The organism is Solidesulfovibrio sp. (assembly GCF_029978005.1).
Lineage (GTDB): Bacteria > Desulfobacterota > Desulfovibrionia > Desulfovibrionales > Desulfovibrionaceae > Solidesulfovibrio.
Genome location: NZ_JARKOZ010000032.1, coordinates 31136 through 49923, shown reverse-complemented (window position 1 = coordinate 49923; position 18788 = coordinate 31136). Strand labels below are relative to the sequence as shown.

Below are 18788 nucleotides of genomic sequence, written 5' to 3'. Positions count from 1 at the left end.
TTCCAATTTCAAACAACAATGGGGAGGAGGCCGCCATGTCGTTTCGATGCCGCCTTGCCGTCCCGGCCGCGATCCTGCTTTTTTTCGCCGCCCTTCTCCCACACCCGGGCGCGGCCGAGGAGTTGGTGGTTTCCGCGGCGGCCAGCCTCACCAGCGCCCTGACCGACATCAGGAAAGCCTACGAGGCCGAGCATCCGGGGCTCACGGTCTTCGTCAACTTCGCCGCCTCGGGCCAACTGCTCCAGCAGATCGAGGCCGGCGCGCCCGTGGACGTCTTCGCCCCGGCCGACCAGGTCACCATGGACCGGGCGGCCAAAAGCGGACTCATCGACCCGGCCACGCGGGCGGACTTCACGGCCAACGACCTGATGCTCACCGTCCCAGCCGACGACCAGGGCGTGACCTGCCTGGAGGACCTGGCCGGACCCAAGGTCGGCAAGCTGGCCCTGGGCGAACCCGACGCCGTGCCCGCCGGCAGCTACACCAAGCAGGCCCTGGACAAGCGGGGCCTCTGGGAGACGCTCTCGCCCAAGATGGTCTACGGCCTGTCGGTCAAACAGGCGCTGGACTATGTGGCCCTGGGCGAGGTGGACGCAGCCTTCGTCTACGCCACCGACGCCCGCATGGCCCAAAAGCGCGTGCGGGCGGTGGCCGTGATGACCGACCACGCCCCCATCGTCTACCCGGCCGCCGTGGTGGCCGCCTGTCCGCGCAAGGAGGCGGCCAAGGCCTTCATCGACTACCTGCGCGGCCCCAAGGGCCAGGCCGTGCTGGCCTCCTACGGCTTCAGGGACCCGGGCGCGGCCAAATAGGCGTCAGGCGCCTGCCAGGGCGATCACGGCCTGGACGGTCAGGACCAGGCCGAGGACGGTCACGGCCAGCGCGGCGCACACCGGCAGCCAGCGGGACGCCTTGGCGAAGCCGGCCGAGGCTTCGAGCAGACGCGCCCCCTTCACGAACAAGAGCCCCACCACGATCAGCACACCGGCCAGGCCCAGGCTGAAGGCGGCCGTCAAGGCCAGGCCGAAGCCCACCCTCCCCACGGCCACGGCCCCAAGGAGCAGCACCAGCGCGCCCGGACACGGCACGAGCCCCCCGGAGACGCCGAGCGCCACCAGGGAACGCCAGCCGCCGGCTTCGCCGCCTCGCGCCTGCCCGTGGCCGCCGTGGCTATGGGGAATGCCGCCATGGCTGTGTTCAGACGCGTCCCGGCCCGCGACCGGCCGGCGCAGGCGCGCGGCAACCAGGGCAGCGCCGACCGTGGCCACGCCCAGGCCCGAGACCAGGGACAGCCAAGGGAAGAGGCGCTCGCGGTCGAAGGAGTCGGCGGCCAGCCAGGCGGCGAGGCCGAGGAGAAAGACGCCCAGGGTATGCGTGAGCGTGACGACGAGCCCCAGGGCCACGGCCCGGCCGGGAGTGCCCCTTTCCCCGACCAGATAGGCGGCGGCCAGGGCCTTGCCGTGGCCCGGGGTCAGGGCGTGGCCCGCGCCCCAGACGAACGCGCCGCCGAGCGCCGCCAGGGTGAAGCCCGGCCGGCCGGCAGCGGAACCGGCCAGAGCGAGGAGGTCGGCCTCGGCGGGAAAGCGCGGCAGCCCGGCCGCGCCGAAGGGCGAGCTCTCAAGGACACCGAGGCCCAGCAGCAGGCCGCAGCAGGCCAGTCCCAGCCCGAAGGCGAGGCGCAGGCCGCCGGCCAGGACCCCTGCGAGCCGGGGGACCCAGGCCGCCGCCACGGCAACCACGGCAAAGCCCGTGACGGCCACGCCCGGCGCGAATCGCCAGCCAGCGGCCGAGGCGGCCAGATCGCCGCCGCTTCGCCAGCCAAGGACAAGACCCAGGGCCACAGCGGCCGCCACGGCAAGGACGGTCCGGCCCGTCAGGCGCGGCGCGGCGGCCAGGCCCAGGCCCAGGACGACGAGCCCGGCCGCGTCGGCGACGAAGGAGAGGCTCGGGCCGGGAAAACGCGCCCCGGCCGCCACGCCGGCGGCCAAGGCCAGGGGAAAGGCGAGGACGGCGGCGCGCGCCGCCGCCCGGCCGCACTGGCCGGCGAAAAGGGCCAGGGCCAGCATGGGCAGCCAGTGCTCGGCCGAAGTCAGGGGATGGAGCAGGCCTGCGTAGAAATCGCCCACGTCGGCGCTGACCATGTGGGCCTGGGCCGGCGAAGCGATGCAAACGGCCAGGACGGCGGCCGTAAAGATTGGAAACGTCGCGCGATGCCGGGCCATGTCATTTCCCCAGGAGCACCAAGGTGCGCGACAAGGTCAGGTAGGCCCCGGCCGAACCCACGACATAGGCCGGGACATAGGACGCCCAATCCGGCGGGCGGATGCCAAGCCGGCGCACCGAGGCCCAAAGCCCGAGCAATGCCGCCACGAAGGCGAGCTGCCCCACTTCCACGCCGCAGTTGAATCCGAGCAGGGCGACAAGCAGTTCTCGGCGCGAAAGCCCGAGGCCGGTCAGGGAACCGGCGAAGCCGAAGCCGTGCAACAGTCCGAAGGCGAAAGCGGCCAGCCACGGGAAGCGTACGGTGAGGCTCGCCTCCCCCCGCAGGCGGCGCACGATCTCCGGGCCGAGAAAAAGGATGCTGAGCCCCACGGCCGCGTTGACGGCCTCCACCGGGACCTCGGCCCAGCCCAGGGTGGCGGCGGCCAGGGTCAGGCTGTGGGCCAAGGTGAAGGCCGTGACGGTTTCGACAAGGACACGGCCGCCGGACACCAGACACAGCAAGCCCGCAATGAAGAGCAGGTGGTCGGGTCCGTAGAGGATATGGCGCACGCCGGAGAGCAGGAAATCGAAAAATCCCGCCGGCCGGCCGGAAAAGACGGCCGCCTCGCGCCCCGGGGGCACCACCACGGTCCGCTCCGGGCCGCCGAGGGGCAAGAGACGGGCCACCACGCCGGCGGTGGTGGCCTCGTGGCCGCGAAAAAGGATGGGCTTGCCGAGGATGCCGCCGGGCACGGCCATGCGCCAGGTCTCCAGGTGCCAGTCGGGATAGGCGACCGTGCGCGGCGCGCCAAGGACCCGGGCCTCCTCGGGAAAACGCAGGTCGAAGGGCAGGCGCAGGCCTTCGTAGAGCGGCGTGCGCCAGAGTACGTCGTAGACCCCCGGCGCGGTCTCGCGCAGTTCGAGGTAGGCCGGGCGCGTCTCGTGGGCGGCGGCCGGGCGGGGCCAAAGGGCCGCCAGCAGGCACAGGACGGCGAGATACGCCTTCACGGCGCGCCGCCCGGGAGGTCCGCTGGCAGGACCACGGCGTAGCGCCCGCGCGCCGCGTCCAGGGCCTTGGCCAGGCTCTCCTCGCGCCGCCGCGCCCGCCAGGCGTCGAGGACCTCGTCCCGGACCGACTCCAAGGCCGGCGGCTCGCCCGGCGTCCTGGACAGGATGTCCACGAGCACGTAGCCGCCGGGCACGGCCACCGGCCCCTGCCAGGAGCCCAGGGGCAGCCGTCCCAGGGAGGCGGCCAGTTCCTGGCCGTAGAGCCCGGCCGCCTCGTCCGGGGTCAGGTCCTCGGCCAGGGGCGGCAGCTCGGTCGGGTCGCCGATTCCGGTCGTCGCGGCCAGCTCCGTCGCCTGGCCGGCCAGGCCGTCGCGGGCCAGAATGGCCTCCTCCTTGGCTCTGCCGCCGCGCAGGCGGTCGGAAAAATAGAGGACGGCGAAGCTCGCCTGCCTGGGCGCGGCGAAGCGGTCGGCGTTTTCCGCGTACCATCGACGCAGCGCGGCCTCGTCGGGATCGGCCGCGCCGTCCTGGGTGGCCCAGTCGTGGCGCATGCGCTCGACCAGCCGGCGGCGCACCAGGATATCCTGGCGGTCCAGGCCGGCGGCCAGGGCCTCGCGAAAGGCCACCTCCTCGTCCACCTGGTCGGCGACCAGGCGGCGCAGCTCGGCCGGCGCGGGATCGCGGTTCCACTGGACCCGCCACAGCCCGGCGAGCTGGCGCAGGTCGTCGTCCGTCACCACGATGCTGCGGGCGGCGTCCCCGGCCGGCTGCGGCCGTTCTCTCAGATCGGCCAGGACGAAGAGCGCCGCGCCGAGCACGCAAAAATGGACCAGGGGCTCGCGCAGCAGGCGCTGGAAAATGGACGGGGATTTTCCGGGCACAGGGGCGCAAGGGGATCGCATGCCGTCCTTTCGCCCGACCGGGACTTCTTGGCAAGGACGGGACACGCGCGGCCCTACTCGCGCACGGTGGCGTCCTCGCCGGCCAGGAAAGGCGTGACCCGGCACTGGAAGGAGAAGAAATAGGGGAAATTCTCCTTGATATGGTCCAGGTAATGCAGCCACTGGAGCAGGATGAGCGCGTAGATGCGCCGCACGTCCGTGCGCAGGTGTTCGACGTCCGGGCGCGGCGACTGAGCCGGGTCGCGGCGGGTGTACAATCGAAGCGACGCGGGCCGCAGCCTCGCCGCCGCCGGGCGGAGGATATTCCCCGCGCGCCAGCGGCGACGCCGCGCCGTGCCTATTCCAGGGGCCGCACGCCCCAGATGTCGCGCACGTATTCCATGACCGCCCGGTCGCTGGAGAACTTCCCCATGCCGGCCGTGTTCATGATGGAACGGCGGGTGAAGGCCGGGGCGTCGGCGTAAAGGCACGCCGCCTCGGCCTGGGCATCCACGTAGGAAGCGTAGTCGGCCAGGACCATGAACCAGTCGCCGTGGTCGAGCATGCCCTCGGTCAGGGGGCGGAAGAGCTCGGGCCGGCCGGGCGAGAAGAAGCCCGAGTGAATCATGTCCACGGCGCGCTTGAGCTCGTGGTCGAATTCGTAGCGCAGGCGCGGGTTGTAGCCGCCGGCCCGGTTGGCGGCCACCTCGGCGGCGGACAGGCCGAAGGCGAGGAAGTTCTCCTCGCCCACCTCCTGGCGTATCTCGATGTTGGCCCCGTCCATGGTGCCGATGGTCAGCGCGCCGTTTAGGGCGAACTTCATGTTGCCCGTGCCCGAGGCCTCCATGCCGGCGGTGGAGATCTGCTCGGACAGGTCGGCGGCCCGGATGAGGCGTTCGGACAGGGCCACGTTGAAGTTGGGCAAAAAGACCGCGGCCAGGTGTTCGCGCACGTCCGGGTCGGCGTTTATGACCTCGGCCACGGAGGTGACGAGCTTGATGATGCGCTTGGCCATGTGGTAGCCGGGCGCGCTCTTGCCTCCGAAAAGGATCACCCGGGGAGTTTCGGGCAGGATGCCGTGGACCTTGATGCGGTTGTAGAGGGTCACGGCGTGCAGCACGTTGAGCGCCTGGCGTTTGTATTCGTGGATGCGCTTGACCTGGACGTCGAAAAGCGCGTCGGGCGAGACGCCGAGTTCGCGCAGTTCCGGCATAGCCTCGATGAGGCGCTCCTTGTTGACCCGGCGCACGGCCCGCCATTTCTCCTGGAAGGCGGCGTCGTCCGCCAGCCCGCGCAGCCCGGCCAGCTTGTCCAGGTCCGTGACCCAGCCCGGGCCCACGGCCTCGGTGACGAGCCCGGCCAGGCGGGGGTTGGCCTGGAGCAGGAAGCGCCTGGGCGAGACGCCGTTGGTCACGCTGACAAACTTCTCCGGCCACAGCTCGTGAAAATCCTTGAACACGTGGTCCTTGAGGATCTCGGTGTGCAGGGCGGCCACGCCGTTGACCTTGCGGCTGCCGACGACGGCCAGGTGGGCCATGCGCACGTGGCGGTTCCAGCCCTCGCCGATGAGCGAGAGGCGTTCGCGCTTGCGGCAATCGCCGGGATAGCGGTCCGCCACCTCCTCCAGGAAGCGGCGGTTGATCTCGTAGATGATCTCCATGTGCCGGGGCAAGACGCGCGCGAGCAGTTCCACCGGCCAGCACTCCAGGGCCTCGGGCAGGACGGTGTGGTTGGTGTAGGCGAACACGTCCGTGCACACCTTCCAGGCCGTTTCCCAGTCCATGAGCCGCTCGTCCACGAGCAGACGCATGAGTTCGGCCACGGCGATGGCCGGATGGGTTTCGTTGAGGTGGATGGCCACTTCGTCCGGCAGGGTCTCCAGGGAGCCGCCGTCGTTGTCGTGGCGACGCATGATGTCCTGGAGCGTGGCCGAGACGAGGAAATACTGCTGCTTGAGGCGCAGCTCCTTGCCCTCGGGCGTGTCGTCCTCGGGATAGAGGACCATGGAGATGTTTTCGCTGAGGGTCTTCTCCCGCAGCGCGCCCACGTAGTCGCTGGCGTTGAAGCGCTTGAGGTCGAAGCCCGTGGTGGCCTTGGCCGCCCACATGCGCATGCTCGTGGTGTAGTGGTTGCCGTAGCCCGGGATGAGGAAGTCGCAGGCCATGGCTCGGACCTTTTTGGTGTCCACCCAGGCGTGGCGCAGCCGTCCGGTCTCGTCCACGAATCGCTCGACCCGGCCGCCGAAGCGCACCAGGTAGAAGAAGTGCGGCCGGTCGAACTGCCACACCGAGCCGAAGCGCATCCAGTTGTCGGCGCGCTCGGCCTGGAAGCCGTCCTCCAGGGACTGTTCGAACAGACCGTAGTCGTAGCGGATCCCGTAGCCGTGGCCGGGGATGCGCAGCGCGGCCATGGAATCCATGTAGCAGGAGGCCAGTCGTCCCAGGCCCCCGTTGCCGAGTCCCGGCTCGGCTTCCTTGGATTCCAGCGCGCCCAGACTATGGCCGAATTCGCGCAGCACCGTCTCCACGGCCTCCGACAGGCCGCTGGCCAGGATGTTCTGCCTGAGAAACCGCCCGGGCAGGAACTCCAGGGACAGGTAGTACACCCGCTTGGCCTTCTCGGCCCGGTAGCGCCGCCTGGTGGCCACCCAGTTCTCGGCCAACCGGTCGCGCACGGCGGCGGCCAGCCCCTTGTAGAGCCTGTCCTTGTTCACGCGCTCGCTGTCCGAGCCGAAGGTGGTCACGATATGGCGCAGGATGCCCTCCCGCAGCGCGGCGACGGCCGCCTCGCCGTGGGCGTCGGTGTCGGGATGCCGGTCCTTCATGGCGAAACCTCCTCTTTAGCGCGGAACGCGCCGGACGAGACAGTATAGGAGGCCCGATGCGCCGCTTGGTGCCGGAATGGTGATGGTTGTGTGGTATCGGGCGAACGCCGCCGGGCCGGTCCATCTTCGATTTGACCGGCCCTGCCCCATGGGTCATAAGCGTCGCCAGGAACATCGGACATGGCGCCAACAAAGCGGCCCCTCGGCCGCCCCGTCATGTCCAGGTCATCGGCGGAGAGGCTTCATGCGATCCCTACTGTTTTTCGTCTTCACGCTTTCCCTGACCGTGGCCGTCCTGGCCACGGGCTGCGTCAACACCTCGAGCAAAGGCGAGGACAAGCGCGTGGCCGAAAAAACCGCCGCGCCCGAGACCGCCCCGCCCGGCGACGCCGAGGCCGAAGTCAAGGCCGTTCCCGAGCCCGCGCCGCCGGCCGCCGCGCCCCCGGCCGACCTGACCCTGGACACGACGCCCCCGGCCGGGCCGGCCCGCCCGGCCTCGCCCGAGGAGCAGACCAAAAAGGCCCTGGAGCCCGTCCCCGTCCAGGCCGCCGCCCTGCCCCAGCCCAAAAGCGAGCCGGTCGAGCCTGTGCCCGCGCCGGAAAACGCCTCCCAGGCCAAGCCCGAGGGCAAACCGACCCGGCCCGCCGGGGAGAAGACAGAGGCGTCCCCCCAGGCCGAACCCCGCCAGGACGCTGCGAAAAAGGGGAAAAAGGACGCCAGGGAGGCCACGCCCCGGGAGAAGACCGCCGCCGTGGCCGTGGTCGGCGATTCCCTGGCCGTGGGCGTGGGCATGACCATGTCCCAGCGCCTGGAAAAGACCGGCCTGGGCTGCGAGCCCCTGGGCAAGGTCTCCACCGGGCTCATCAACAAGAAGTTCTTCGACTGGGAAAAGAAGCTGACCGAGCTTGTGGCCAAGGAAAAGCTTTCGGCCGTGGTGGTGGTCATGGGCGGCAACGACGCCAACAACGCCATCGGCGGCAGGCAGCCCGGCACGCCCCAGTGGAGCGAGGCCTACCGCGAGAAGGCCGAGAGCTTCCTTCGCATCGCCGCCGGGGCCGGGGTCAAGGTCATCTGGGTGGGACTGCCGGCCATGCGGGAGGCGGCCTACAACGCGCGCGTGGTCTCGGTCAACGCCGCGGCCAAGGACGCCTGCGCCAAGGTCGGCGGCTGCACCTACATGGAGGCCTCGACCCTCTTCACCGACGCTTCGGGCAACTACGTCCAGGCCAAGGACATCGGCGGCAGGAAGGTGCCGCTTCGGGCCAAGGACGGCGTGCACATGACCATGACCGGCTACGATCTGCTGTGCGGGCAGGTGCTGGACAAGCTCGGCTCGGCCGGCGCCCTGCCTTCCGGAAACTGACGTATCCTCGAGGAGGTTTCCCATGGCGACGAAAATCGGATTCCTGGGCCTTGGCATCATGGGCGCGGCCATGTCGCGCAACTGCCTGCGGGCCGGCCACGAGGTCATGGCCTGGAACCGCTCGCCCGGACCGGCGCAAGCGCTGGCCGAGGCCGGGGCCAGGATCGCGGCCACGCCGGCCGAGGCGGCCGCCTTCGGCGAGACGACCATCTGCATGCTCACCGGCCCCGAAGCCTGCCAGGCCGTGCTCTTCGGCCCGGACGGCGCGGCGAAAAGTCTCGGCCCGGGCAAGACCCTGGTCAACATGAGCACCATTTCCCCGGCCTATGCCCGGGAGGCGGCGACCAAGGTGCAGGCGACCGGCGCGGACTACGTGGACGCGCCGGTCTCGGGCTCGAAGAAACCGGCCGAGGAAGGCACGCTGGTCATCCTGGCCGGCGGCGACGAGGCCACCATCGCCGCCGTGGAGCCGGTGCTCCTTTGCATGGGCAAGCAGGTGGCCCGGTGCGGCGAGGTCGGCATGGGCTCGACCATGAAGATCACGGTCAACGTGCTGCTCGGGGCCATGGTGGCCTCCCTGGCCGAGACGCTGCGCCTGGGCGAGACCCTGGGGCTTTCGCGGGAGGCGCTCCTCGACGTGGTCCTGGCCGGTTCCATGTCCAACACGCTTTTCCGCCTGAAGGACCCCATGTTCCGCTCCGACGCCTATCCGCCGCAGTTTCCGGCCAAGCACATGGCCAAGGACCTGCGCTTCGCCGTGGAGGCGGCGGCAGGGGCCGGCGCGGCCGTGCCGACGCTTGGCGTGCTGGAGCCGCTTTACCGCAAGCTGGTGGAGACGGGGCTTGGCGAGGAGGACTTCGCCGCCGTCATCAAGGCCATGGGCTGAGCCCGCCCTTGACGGGAAGCCGGCCCATGGGCTAGGAGTCTCTCCATGAACACCCGTTTCGCCGCCACGCGCATCCTTTTCGCCGGCTCGTATTATTATTACGGCCTTCGCGCTCGCGGCACGGCGGGTGGCGCGGCCAAATAGGGCCGCATCCCACAACACCGCCGACAGGGGCCGCGGGCGACACGCCGGCGGCCCTTTTTCATGACCGAGCCGCCGGGAAAAGCCGGGCTCCTTCGCGAAAACCGCAAAGGAGAACGACCATGACCATCGGCAAATCCATCCGTCTCGAGCGCATCGTCAACCGCGACACCGGCCGCACCATCATCGTGCCGCTGGACCACGGCGTTTCCGTCGGCCCCATCGCGGGCATCGAGGACATGCGCGAGACCGTCACCGGCATCGTCGCCGGCGGGGCCAACGCCGTGCTCATGCACAAGGGCGTGGTGCGCTGCGGCCACCGGGCGCGCGGCCGCGACGTGGGGCTCATCATCCACCTCTCGGCCAGCACCAGCCTCTCGCCCTTCCCCAACGCCAAGACCCTGGTGTGCACGGTGGAGGAAGCCGTCCGCCTGGGGGCCGACGCCGTGTCCGTGCACGTCAACCTCGGCGACGAGACCGAGGCGCGCATGCTCGACGACCTCGGCCTGGTGACCGAGGCCGCCGTGTCCTGGGGCATGCCGGTGCTGGCCATGATGTACGCGCGCGGCCCGAAGGTCAAAAACGAGTTCGACGCCGACGTGGTGGCCCACTGCGCCCGGGTCGGCAACGAGCTCGGCGCGGACATCGTCAAGGTGCCCTACACCGGCGATCCGGACAGCTTCGCCAAGGTCGTGGCCGGCTGCTGCGTGCCGGTGGTCATTGCCGGCGGCCCGAAGATCGACTCCCGGCGGGGCCTCCTGGAAATGATCCGCGACAGCGTGCTGGCCGGCGGCGCGGGGCTTTCCGTGGGACGCAACATCTTCCAGGACCCCGAGCCGGCCAGGCTCCTGGCCGCCGTCACGGCCATCGTCCACGAAAACGCCAGCGTGGACGCGGCCATGCAGATGCTGGCCGCCGAGTAGGCGGCCCTTTGCGAGGCATCGACGCCGCGCCTGGTCCGCAATCTCGGACGGCGCGAGACGTTCCCCGGGCGGGCGACGCGGGAGGGTCCCGCCCCTCCCGCGCGCCCGGACCGACAGTCAGGCCGGCCAGCGCCGTCCCGTTCCGGTCCTGCCCCCCACCCGCCCGGACCGACTCCCGGCGGGCGCGCGGGGTCGGCGAAACATTTCAATCAATCGATTGACATTTTTCGCGGCCGGCGTATCCCTTGCCCGGAAAGGGAAGGAGGCTGCCGTGACGCCGGCCGACAAGAACGCCGACATGCGCCTGGCCAAGGGCCAACACACCCGGGAGCGGCTGCTGCGGGAGGCGCTGCGCCTTTTCGCCGAGCGCGGCTACGACGGGGTCGGCATCCGGGAGGTGGCCGCGGCGGCGGGCGCCAACGTCGCCTCCATCGCCTTTCATTTTTCCGGCAAGGAAGGGCTCTACCGGGCCGTCATCGACGAAGTGGCCGGCGAGTTGGCCCGAATTCACCAGGCCGCCCTGGCCGTCGCCTCCGGGCGCGAAGCGGACGATGGGGACCCGGCGCGGCGGGCCGGCGGGGCCGTGGCCGCCCTCGCCGCCGCCCTGGTCGCCTCCAACCGCTCCCAGTGGATGAGTCTGCTGTTGCAGCGCGAGTTCATCACGCCGACAGCCTGCTTCGCCGCCCTCTACGACGCGGCCATCCGCCCCACCCTGGAAGCCTTTTCCGGGCTCGTCGCCGCCGCCTCGGGACTTGAGCAAGCCAGCGCCGGAAACAAGGCCCTGGCCTTTTCCCTGTTCGTCATGGCCAGCGCCTTCGCCCGCAACAGGAACACCTTCCTGCAATTCGCCGCCTCGCCCGGCTACGCAGCCTCGGATGTGGCGGCCATCGGCCAAGCCCTGGCCGATTTCGTGAAAAACGGTCTGACGCCGAGGGGCTGAGGCGTCGCAACCCCGCCATCGCCATGTCGTCGCAACAAAAGCTCTTCACCCTCGACTTCGTCTGCATCTGCCTGCTGATCTTCCTGGCCTACTGCAACATCACGGTCTTCTACAACCTGTACGTCTATCTCCAGCAGATCGGCGTCGCCGCCGACTGGCGGGGCTTTCTCATCGGCGCGTCGTCCCTGGCGACCATCGCCTTTTTCCTCTTCGCCAGCCCCTACCTGACCGTGGGCAACGCCATCCCCTGCGCCGCCGTGGGCGCGGTGCTGCTGCTCGGTTGCGGCTTCGCCTACCTCCACGCCACGGGCGTGGCCGGCCTGCTCGCCGTGCGGCTGGTCAACGGCGCGGCCGTGTACCTGCTTTCGGCGGCCTGCATGACCCTCATGGTGGCGCGCATCCCGGCCGAGCGCAGCGGCCAGGCCTTCAGCCTCTATTCCGTGGCCCTGTTGCTGCCCTATTCCCTGGTGCCGGCCCTGTGCGACGTGGTGGTGCCCCATCTGCCCTCGGCGGCCCACGGCTACCGGGACATGTCGCTGCTGCTCGTTCCCGGCCTGGCCATGATCTGGGTCATCGGCCGCCGCCGCAAGGCTGCCCACGAAGAGGCGGTCAAGCCAAAACCCATGTCCCTGGGCGACATGTACCGCAACGTGGCCGTGCCGTCCGTGGCCTTGGTGCTCGCGCTCAACGCCGTCTACATCGTGGCCTTTTCCTCGCTCTTCTTCATGGCCGAGGGGCTTTTCCTGTCGCGGGGCTTTCATGACGTGGGCCACTACTTCACCATCCAGATGCTGTGCATGATCGCCATCCGCCTGTGCGGCAACCGGCTTTTCGACAGGGTGCGCAAGGTGCGCCTGATCCGCTTCAGCTTCCTGCTGTCGGCGGCGAGCTTTTTCCTGGCCGCCCGGTCGTACAGCCTGGCCGGGCTCTACGCCTCGTCGCTGCTCATGGGCATCGGCATGGGGGTGAGTTCGCCGGCCCTGTACGGGCTCATGTTCAACATCTCCGAGCCGCGCTTCAAAACAGTCAATTCCAACCTGATGATGCTTTCGCTCCAGCTCGGCAATTTCCTGGGCCCGTTTCTCGGCGCGGCGGCCATGCACCGCCTGGGCTACGCCGGCATGCTGGACGTCGACGCCGTCTGGTGCCTGTGCGGCGTGGCGCTGTGCTACGTGCTGACCAGCCGGAAGGTGGACGGGCGGGGGCTGGCGGCCCAGGCATAGCGCAGATGCCCGGGACAGGTGATCCGGGTTCGTGCGGCAAACACCGTAACCAGGCCCATAGAGTGAACGACGCCCTGTGCGTGGAGACAATGTTGCAGGCGGTGCGCGGGACGCTCTCGGGCGGCCTGATGAAAAGACTGCTTGTGCTGGATTTCGCCAAACCATAGAATTGATCTTGTAAAGACACTCTTCATGAAAAATTTGCAACATACATTTCCTGATGGAAATACGTGCGGCATGCTCGCGATCAAGACGGGAGTGGGCAGTCAGGCCCCTCCTGATCACGACTCCAGTGCGGTCGCCGCCCTTGTCCACGAGGGAAAGCAACATCTCCAACGACACGACCCGCATACCGCTGCCGCTTTGTTCAAAAAAGCTTGCACGCTAGATCAGAAATCCACAGACGCCGCACTGAACTATGCCCTGGCCCTTCTCGTATTGGGCAAAAAACTTGAGTCGATCCAAATAGTTCGAAACATAATCGCCACGGGAAAACGGCATCCCCATGTGCTTTTTCTGCTCGCGCACAGCTTGACGGAATACGGGATACAGCAGGAATCCGAGAGCCACCTCACGGAGGCGGTGCACTACTATACGGAAATACTTTCCAGCCAACAGGATGATGCAAAATCGTGGAGCAATCTTGGCATGTGCCTCCTTTATTTGCACAAGCTGGAGGAGGCGGAAAGATGCTTCATGAAATCCATACGACTCGACGGCAACAATGCCGCCTATTATAACAACATTGCCCTAGTGGCCCGCCTGAAATATCTGCCTGAACTAAGCGCAGCTTGCTGCCGAAAAGCCCTAGAATTAAAACAAGACTATGCCGAAGCCTATAACAACCTCGGGAATGCGCTCAAAGACACAAACGATCTGGACGGGGCAATAGCAGCTTACGAAAAGGCCGTCGCCATCCGGCCCGCAGCCGACTTTCGATGCAATTTGGCCATGGCGCTTTTGGCCAGGGGGGATTTCAAGCCTGGCTGGGATATCTTCGAATACCGGGAAAAAGCTTTCGAACGAAAATCCTCGCGCGCCTCACCGCCAAGACCGCAATGGAAGGGCGAAAATGGCCATGGCAAGACGTTGTTCATTTACAGCGAGCAAGGATTTGGCGACACGATACAATTTTGTAGATACGCCGTCCTGGCGAAGGACAGAGGGTTTCGCGTCCTCTTGCAGGTACAGAAGCCTCTGACGAGATTGATGAAAAGCTTGCAAGGAATCGATGCGATCGTTACAAGTGGGCAGATCCATGACTTTGATGTCCAGTGTCCCATGATGAGCCTGCCCTTGGCCTTTCAGACCGACCTTGATTCCATTCCGGCTCCTGGGCCGTATCTTTTCGCATCGGACGAGGACGTCCTCTTCTGGAAAAGCAAAATGGCTGCAATTACTGGCTTCAGAATCGGTCTCGTCTGGTCAGGTCAAAACAGACGGCAATTTTCTGATTTCGGACTCAGCCACAAACAACGGTCCATGCCTGCCGAATCTTTCCTCCCCTTGATGGACTTGGAAGGAGTCCATCTTTTTAATCTCCAAAAAGATGGCCCCCCGCCGCCAGCCACATTGAAGATGACGAACTACATGGATGCATGCCGCGATTTTGCCGACACGGCCGCCTTGATTATGAACCTGGATCTGGTCATCACCGTGGACACCGCCGTCGCCCATTTGGCGGGAGCCTTGGGGAGGCCTGCATGGGTTCTCAACCGCTTTTCCGGCTGCTGGCGCTGGTTGCGCGGCCGTGACGACACCCCCTGGTATCCGACGATGCGCCTTTTTACCCAGACAGCCCCCATGGACTGGGTCGGCGTCGTCGATCGCGTCAAGCAGGCCCTTGAGAAAAAACTCGACGACAGGGGATGACGCCCAGTTGCCGAGGAAAAATCCCGACGGGGGTTCCCCCTCGCTTCACCGCGAGAACTTTGCCTCAGCCATACCGATATCCCACCTTCCCCGGAAACTGCCGCTCCAGTTCCGCGGCGTTGCGGTCGGCGTGGCCGGGGCTTTCGGCGAAGAAGTCGTTTAGGGCGATGGCTTCGAGCGCCATCCGGTGCCGCTGGGCGAAATGGCCGTAGACCACGGCGTCGGACAGGCAGCCGAGGCGGTTCGGGACCACCAGGATGACGTCGCAGCCGAGCTCCAGGGCGAAATGGTAGTTGTAGCGCCGCACGCCAAGCGGCACGGCCAGGCCGCCGGCGCTTTCGATCAGCACCGCGTCGCGGTCCGCGCACAGCGCCTCCATCCGCGCCACGCATTCCTCGAAGGGAAACGGATCGAACACGAAGCACGGCGAGGCCGGCTCGGCGGCCGTGTAGAGCGTGACCGCGTCCTCGGGGGCGAGTCCGGCCCGGCGCGCCACGAAGGCCGCGTCGTCGTCCTCGGGATAGCCCGTGGCCACGGGCTTGATGTAACGCACCGACTTGCCCTCTTCCTTGAGCCGGCGAGCCAGGAGCGCCGCAAAATGCGACTTGCCGATGCCCGTGCCCGTGCCGGTGATGCAATAGCGCTTCATCCGAGCACCTCCCTGACCGAATCGATGGCGATGTCCGCCAGCCGGTCGATTTCCTCGTTGGTGATGACGTAGGGCGGCATAAAATAGACGATGTCGCCGAGGTTGCGAAGCCACGCCCCGCGCCGGAGCGCCGCCCGGTAGATCCGAAAGCCCGTGCGCGAGCGCCAGTCGAAGGGCTCCCCGCGCCCCGGGTCGGCGTAAAGCTCCACCGCCGTGATCCAGCCCGTGTTGCGTATCTCCGCAACGTGCTTGCAGCCGGCGAACCGCCCGCGCACGGCCTCCTGCAGGTAGGCGATCCTGGCCACGTTGGCCGCGATGACGTCGTCTTCCTCGAAGATGCGCAGCGTGGCGCAGGCGGCGGCGCAGGCCAGGGGGTTGCCGGTGTAGCTGTGGGAATGCAGAAACGCCTTGTCCTCCACGTAGTCGTGGTAAAAGGCGTCAAACACCGCGTCGGTGGTCAGCACGCAGGAAAGGGGCAGCGTGCCGCCGGTGATGCCCTTCGAGAGGCACATGAAGTCCGGCGTGGCCCCGGCCTGCTCGCAGGCGAACATGCTGCCGGTGCGCCCGAACCCCACGGCGATCTCGTCGGCGATGAAATGGATGCCGGCCTCGGTCGTGGCCCGGCGCAGCTTGGCCAGATAGGCCGGCGGGTACATGCGCATGCCCCCGGCGCACTGCACCAGCGGCTCGACGATGACCCCGGCCAGCTCGGCCTTGTGGGCGTCGATGGCCGCCTCCATGGCCGCGAAGCACTCCGTGTCGCAGGTTTCGCGCGTCCTGCCGTGGGGACAGGCCAGGCAGTCCGGGCCGGGCACCTCGATCTGCTCGATGAAAAGCGGTTTGAACGGGGCGGCGTAGAGCCTGTCGCCGCAAACGCCGAGCGCCCCGGCCGTCTCGCCGTGGTAGCCGTTGGACAGAAACAGGAAGCGGCATTTCTCGGGATGCCCCAGGTTGCGGAAGGAGGCATGGCTCATCTTGAGCGCCGCTTCCACGGCGCAGGAGCCGTTGTCCGCGAAAAAGACGCGCGAAAGCCCCGGCATGGCCACGGCCAGCAGCCGCTCGGCCAGTTCCTCGGCCGGGGCGTGGGTCGCGCCGGCGAAGATGACGTGCTCAAGCCGGGAAAGCTGTTCGGTCACGCGTTCGACGATTCGGGGATTGGCGTGTCCGAACAGGTTGACCCACCAGGAGGATATGGCGTCGATGTAGGCGTTGCCCTCCCGGTCGTACAGGTAAATCCCTTGACCCCGATCCATAAAGACGGGAGGATACGCCTCGTGATCCTTCATCTGGGTGCAGGGATGCCAGATGCGCATGGACTCCCTCCCGGAACCGTCAGCCATGAGTACATCCTTTTTCGGCAGATACATCGTGCCCGAGGCGGCCAGGCTTCGCAACTCGGACAGTTTCCGGACCATACCGCCGATAGACGACGGCGCGGCCCGGGAATTGCTCTATTCGGGAACGCGGGTCTTGAACCTCGCCTCCAACAACTACCTCGGCCTTGCCGGGCACATGGATCTCGTCCTCGGCGCGGCCAAGGCCCTGGAGCGTTACGGTTGCTCGTCCGGGGCCTCGCGGCTCATCACCGGCAACTTCGCCCTGGCCGAGACGCTGGAGGCGGAGCTGGCCTCGTTCAAGTACCAGGAAGCGGCGCTGGTCACCGGCAGCGGCTACGCCGCCAACCTGGCCGTCTTCTCCGCCCTGGCCGACCGGCATACCGTAGTTTTTTCCGACCGCCTCAACCACGCCAGCATCATCGACGGCATCCGGCTCTCCGGAGCCCGGCTCGTGCGCTATCGGCATCTGGACATGGAGCATCTGGAGCGGTTGCTCACGCGCGAGGCGCAGGCCGAGAAGAAAATCGTGGTCACGGACACGGTCTTCAGCATGGACGGCGACGTGGCTCCCTTAGCGCGGATCGTCGAGCTTGGCAAAGCCCACGGGGCGCTGGTGGTTGTGGACGAGGCCCACGCCACCGGGGTGATCGGCCGGGGACGCGGCCTGACGGCGGCTCTTGGGCTCTCCGATGACGTGGACGTGCACGTGGGGACGCTCAGCAAGGCGCTGGGGTCCCAGGGCGGGTTCATCGCCGGCCGGGTGGAGACCATCGAGCTTTTGCGCAACCGCGGCCGCTCGTTCATCTTTTCCACGGCCCTGCCGCCGGCGGTGCTCGGCGCGGCGTTGGCGGCGCTGCGCCACATCAAGGCCAATCCGGCCCTCGGCACGCGGCTCATGCGCCTGTCCAAGGAGATCCGGGACCATTTGAACGGACTGGGCTTCGACACCATGGGCTCGACCACCCAGATCATCCCCGTGGCCTGCGGCCGCAACCGGGTGGCGCTCCACGCCCAGGCGTTGCTCATGGCCGAGGGGCTGCTCGTGGCCGCCGTGCGGCCGCCCACCGTGCCCGATGGCACGGCGAGGCTTCGCCTGTCGCTTCGGGCCGACCTCACGGACGAGGACGTGCGTCGCATCCGCCTCGGCTTTTCCAGGCTCCGGGTTTCGTTTTTTCCATGACCGACGCGTTTTTCCTCTCCGGCTGGGCCGGTCCCGAAACGCTCTTTCCCGGGCTTTCGGGCCGCGCCGCTTTCGCCGCGCCGTTTCTGGACGGCGACGAGGCGACGCTTGTCGCCCGGGTCGCGGCCGCCCGGCCGCGCCTGCTCATGGGCTGGTCCACGGGCGCGCACATGCTGCTGCGCCACGGCGCGGCCCTTTTCCCGAACTGCCGCAAGGTGGTGCTTATCGCGCCCTTCGCCCGTTTTGCCGACAGCTTTCCCGAGCGCCTGGTCCGGTCCATGCGCGACGCCATGGCGAGCGCACCCGAGGCGACCGTGCGCGCCTTCTGGGGCAACTGCGGCGTGCCCGGCGCGCCGGCCTGGAATCCGGACTGGGCCGGGCTCCTGGCGACCGGGCTCGACTATCTCCTGGCCTCTACCGTGGCCGACGCGCCGGTCCCGGCCGCCAACGTCGCCGTGGTCTGGGGAGAGGGGGACCGCATCGTGCGCCGCAAGGCCCTGGACAGGGCGCTGGCCCTGCTTCCCGGCGCGAAGCTTGCCGTGCACGACGGCGGGCATTTCCCCTCCCCTGCCCTTCTGGCGGAGCTTCCGGCGTGAAGACCGATCCCATCCGCCGGCGTTTCGACCGGGCCGGGGCCACCTACGAGGGCGCGGCCCGGGTGCAGCGGCTCGTGGCGGCGCGCCTGGCCGATCTCTGTCCGCCGGAGCTTCGCGGCCGCGTGCTGGAGATCGGCGCGGGCAGCGGCCTGCTCACGCGCGAGCTCGCGCCGCGCCATAAGTGCGGCGTCTACGTGGCCCTCGACCTCTCGCCCGGCATGCTGGAGCACGCCGCCATGCCCGGGGCGCGCAAGGTCGCGGCCGACGGCGAGCAGCCGCCGTTTCGCCCGGCCACCTTCGATTTCCTGTGCTCGGCCTCGGCCATGCACTGGTACGCCGCCCCGTCCGCGTCCATCCCGGCCGATCTGGCCTTGCTGCGCCCGGGCGGCGGCTTCGCCCTCGCGCTTTACGTGGAGGGGACGCTTCGGGAACTGGAGGAGGCGTCGCGGGCCACGGGTTTCGGCGCGGTCTACCCCATGCGGCCGGCCTCGTTTTATCGGGAGCTTTTCGCGAGTCTGCCGGGCGTCACAGCTTCGATCAGCGAAGAGACGCATGTCATCACGCACGAGAGCGTGGCCGCCATGCTGCGAAGCCTCAAGGGCGCGGGCGTCACGCACACCCCGGGAGCCAAGGCGGGAAGCCCCAAGCGGTATCGGGACTTCGTGCGGTATTATGAAGAGCGCTTTCGCGCCGGGGACGGCATGGCCACGACCTACGAAGTCGTCATGGCGCGAAGCGTTTGAGGCGGGGAAGCAGGAGAGGC

The 18788-nt window shown here is 68.1% G+C and carries 17 protein-coding genes; 10 read left to right on the top strand and 7 right to left on the bottom strand.

The window, feature by feature from the left end:
* Positions 1 to 35: 35 nt before the first annotated feature.
* The gene (gene modA, locus Q1K70_RS03210) at positions 36 to 812 is read left to right on the top strand and encodes a molybdate ABC transporter substrate-binding protein (RefSeq protein ID WP_300155665.1); all 777 of its coding nucleotides are present in this window, start codon (positions 36 to 38) and stop codon (positions 810 to 812) included.
* Between the two features lie 3 nt (positions 813 to 815).
* On the opposite strand, the gene Q1K70_RS03205 is transcribed toward modA, so the two are convergent.
* The 5 genes from Q1K70_RS03205 to Q1K70_RS03185 all read right to left on the bottom strand — a co-directional run bounded on the left by Q1K70_RS03205 (position 816) and on the right by Q1K70_RS03185 (position 6915).
* Entirely contained in the window at positions 816 to 2222 is a 1407-nt protein-coding gene (locus Q1K70_RS03205) for a HupE/UreJ family protein (protein ID WP_300155663.1), read from the bottom strand.
* A 1-nt stretch (position 2223) separates the two neighbouring features.
* Complete coding sequence (locus tag Q1K70_RS03200; protein ID WP_300155660.1) at positions 2224 to 3210, bottom strand: HupE/UreJ family protein; 987 nt, start codon at positions 3208 to 3210, stop codon at positions 2224 to 2226.
* The gene (locus Q1K70_RS03195; RefSeq protein WP_300155657.1) at positions 3207 to 4112 is read right to left on the bottom strand and encodes a peptidylprolyl isomerase; all 906 of its coding nucleotides are present in this window, start codon (positions 4110 to 4112) and stop codon (positions 3207 to 3209) included. Before Q1K70_RS03195 ends, Q1K70_RS03200 begins: the two co-directional genes overlap by 4 nt.
* A 53-nt stretch (positions 4113 to 4165) precedes the next feature.
* Entirely contained in the window at positions 4166 to 4369 is a 204-nt protein-coding gene (locus Q1K70_RS03190) for a hypothetical protein (protein ID WP_300155654.1), read from the bottom strand.
* Between the two features lie 80 nt (positions 4370 to 4449).
* Positions 4450 to 6915 (bottom strand): glycogen/starch/alpha-glucan phosphorylase, encoded by a 2466-nt coding sequence (locus Q1K70_RS03185; protein WP_300155651.1) that lies wholly within the window; start codon positions 6913 to 6915, stop codon positions 4450 to 4452.
* Positions 6916 to 7159: 244 nt separating this feature from the next.
* Between Q1K70_RS03185 and Q1K70_RS03180 the strand changes: the two genes are divergently transcribed.
* From Q1K70_RS03180 to Q1K70_RS03155, 6 genes are all read left to right on the top strand, one after another.
* A complete protein-coding gene (locus Q1K70_RS03180; protein WP_300155648.1) occupies positions 7160 to 8278 on the top strand; it encodes a DUF459 domain-containing protein in 1119 nt (372 codons plus the stop codon).
* 22 nt (positions 8279 to 8300) lie between these two features.
* Positions 8301 to 9164, top strand: coding sequence for an NAD(P)-dependent oxidoreductase (locus Q1K70_RS03175; RefSeq protein ID WP_300155644.1), 864 nt, complete (start codon positions 8301 to 8303; stop codon positions 9162 to 9164).
* Positions 9165 to 9427: 263 nt separating this feature from the next.
* On the top strand, positions 9428 to 10228 hold the full coding sequence (locus Q1K70_RS03170; protein WP_300155641.1) for a 2-amino-3,7-dideoxy-D-threo-hept-6-ulosonate synthase: 801 nt from the start codon (positions 9428 to 9430) through the stop codon (positions 10226 to 10228).
* A 271-nt stretch (positions 10229 to 10499) separates the two neighbouring features.
* Entirely contained in the window at positions 10500 to 11168 is a 669-nt protein-coding gene (locus Q1K70_RS03165; protein ID WP_300155638.1) for a CerR family C-terminal domain-containing protein, read from the top strand.
* 23 nt (positions 11169 to 11191) lie between these two features.
* Complete coding sequence (locus Q1K70_RS03160) at positions 11192 to 12391, top strand: MFS transporter (protein WP_300155636.1); 1200 nt, start codon at positions 11192 to 11194, stop codon at positions 12389 to 12391.
* A gap of 237 nt (positions 12392 to 12628) precedes the next feature.
* Complete coding sequence (locus Q1K70_RS03155; RefSeq protein WP_300155634.1) at positions 12629 to 14263, top strand: tetratricopeptide repeat protein; 1635 nt, start codon at positions 12629 to 12631, stop codon at positions 14261 to 14263.
* Between the two features lie 64 nt (positions 14264 to 14327).
* On the opposite strand, the gene Q1K70_RS03150 is transcribed toward Q1K70_RS03155, so the two are convergent.
* Both Q1K70_RS03150 and bioA read right to left on the bottom strand, forming a co-directional pair.
* Positions 14328 to 14912, bottom strand: coding sequence for a dethiobiotin synthase (locus tag Q1K70_RS03150; protein WP_300155631.1), 585 nt, complete (start codon positions 14910 to 14912; stop codon positions 14328 to 14330).
* Positions 14909 to 16252, bottom strand: a complete 1344-nt coding sequence (gene bioA, locus Q1K70_RS03145; protein ID WP_300155628.1) for an adenosylmethionine--8-amino-7-oxononanoate transaminase — start codon at positions 16250 to 16252, stop codon at positions 14909 to 14911. The genes Q1K70_RS03150 and bioA overlap by 4 nt, the downstream gene beginning before the upstream one ends.
* On the opposite strand from bioA, the gene bioF reads away from it, so the two are divergent.
* The 3 genes from bioF to Q1K70_RS03130 are packed head-to-tail and all read left to right on the top strand — an operon-like array spanning position 16251 to position 18768.
* Complete coding sequence (bioF, locus tag Q1K70_RS03140) at positions 16251 to 17429, top strand: 8-amino-7-oxononanoate synthase (RefSeq protein ID WP_300155626.1); 1179 nt, start codon at positions 16251 to 16253, stop codon at positions 17427 to 17429. The genes bioA and bioF overlap by 2 nt on opposite strands.
* Complete coding sequence (locus tag Q1K70_RS03135; RefSeq protein WP_300155623.1) at positions 17426 to 18025, top strand: alpha/beta hydrolase; 600 nt, start codon at positions 17426 to 17428, stop codon at positions 18023 to 18025. The genes bioF and Q1K70_RS03135 overlap by 4 nt, the downstream gene beginning before the upstream one ends.
* On the top strand, positions 18022 to 18768 hold the full coding sequence (locus Q1K70_RS03130) for a methyltransferase domain-containing protein (RefSeq protein WP_300155621.1): 747 nt from the start codon (positions 18022 to 18024) through the stop codon (positions 18766 to 18768). Before Q1K70_RS03135 ends, Q1K70_RS03130 begins: the two co-directional genes overlap by 4 nt.
* The last annotated feature ends 20 nt before the right edge of the window (positions 18769 to 18788 follow it).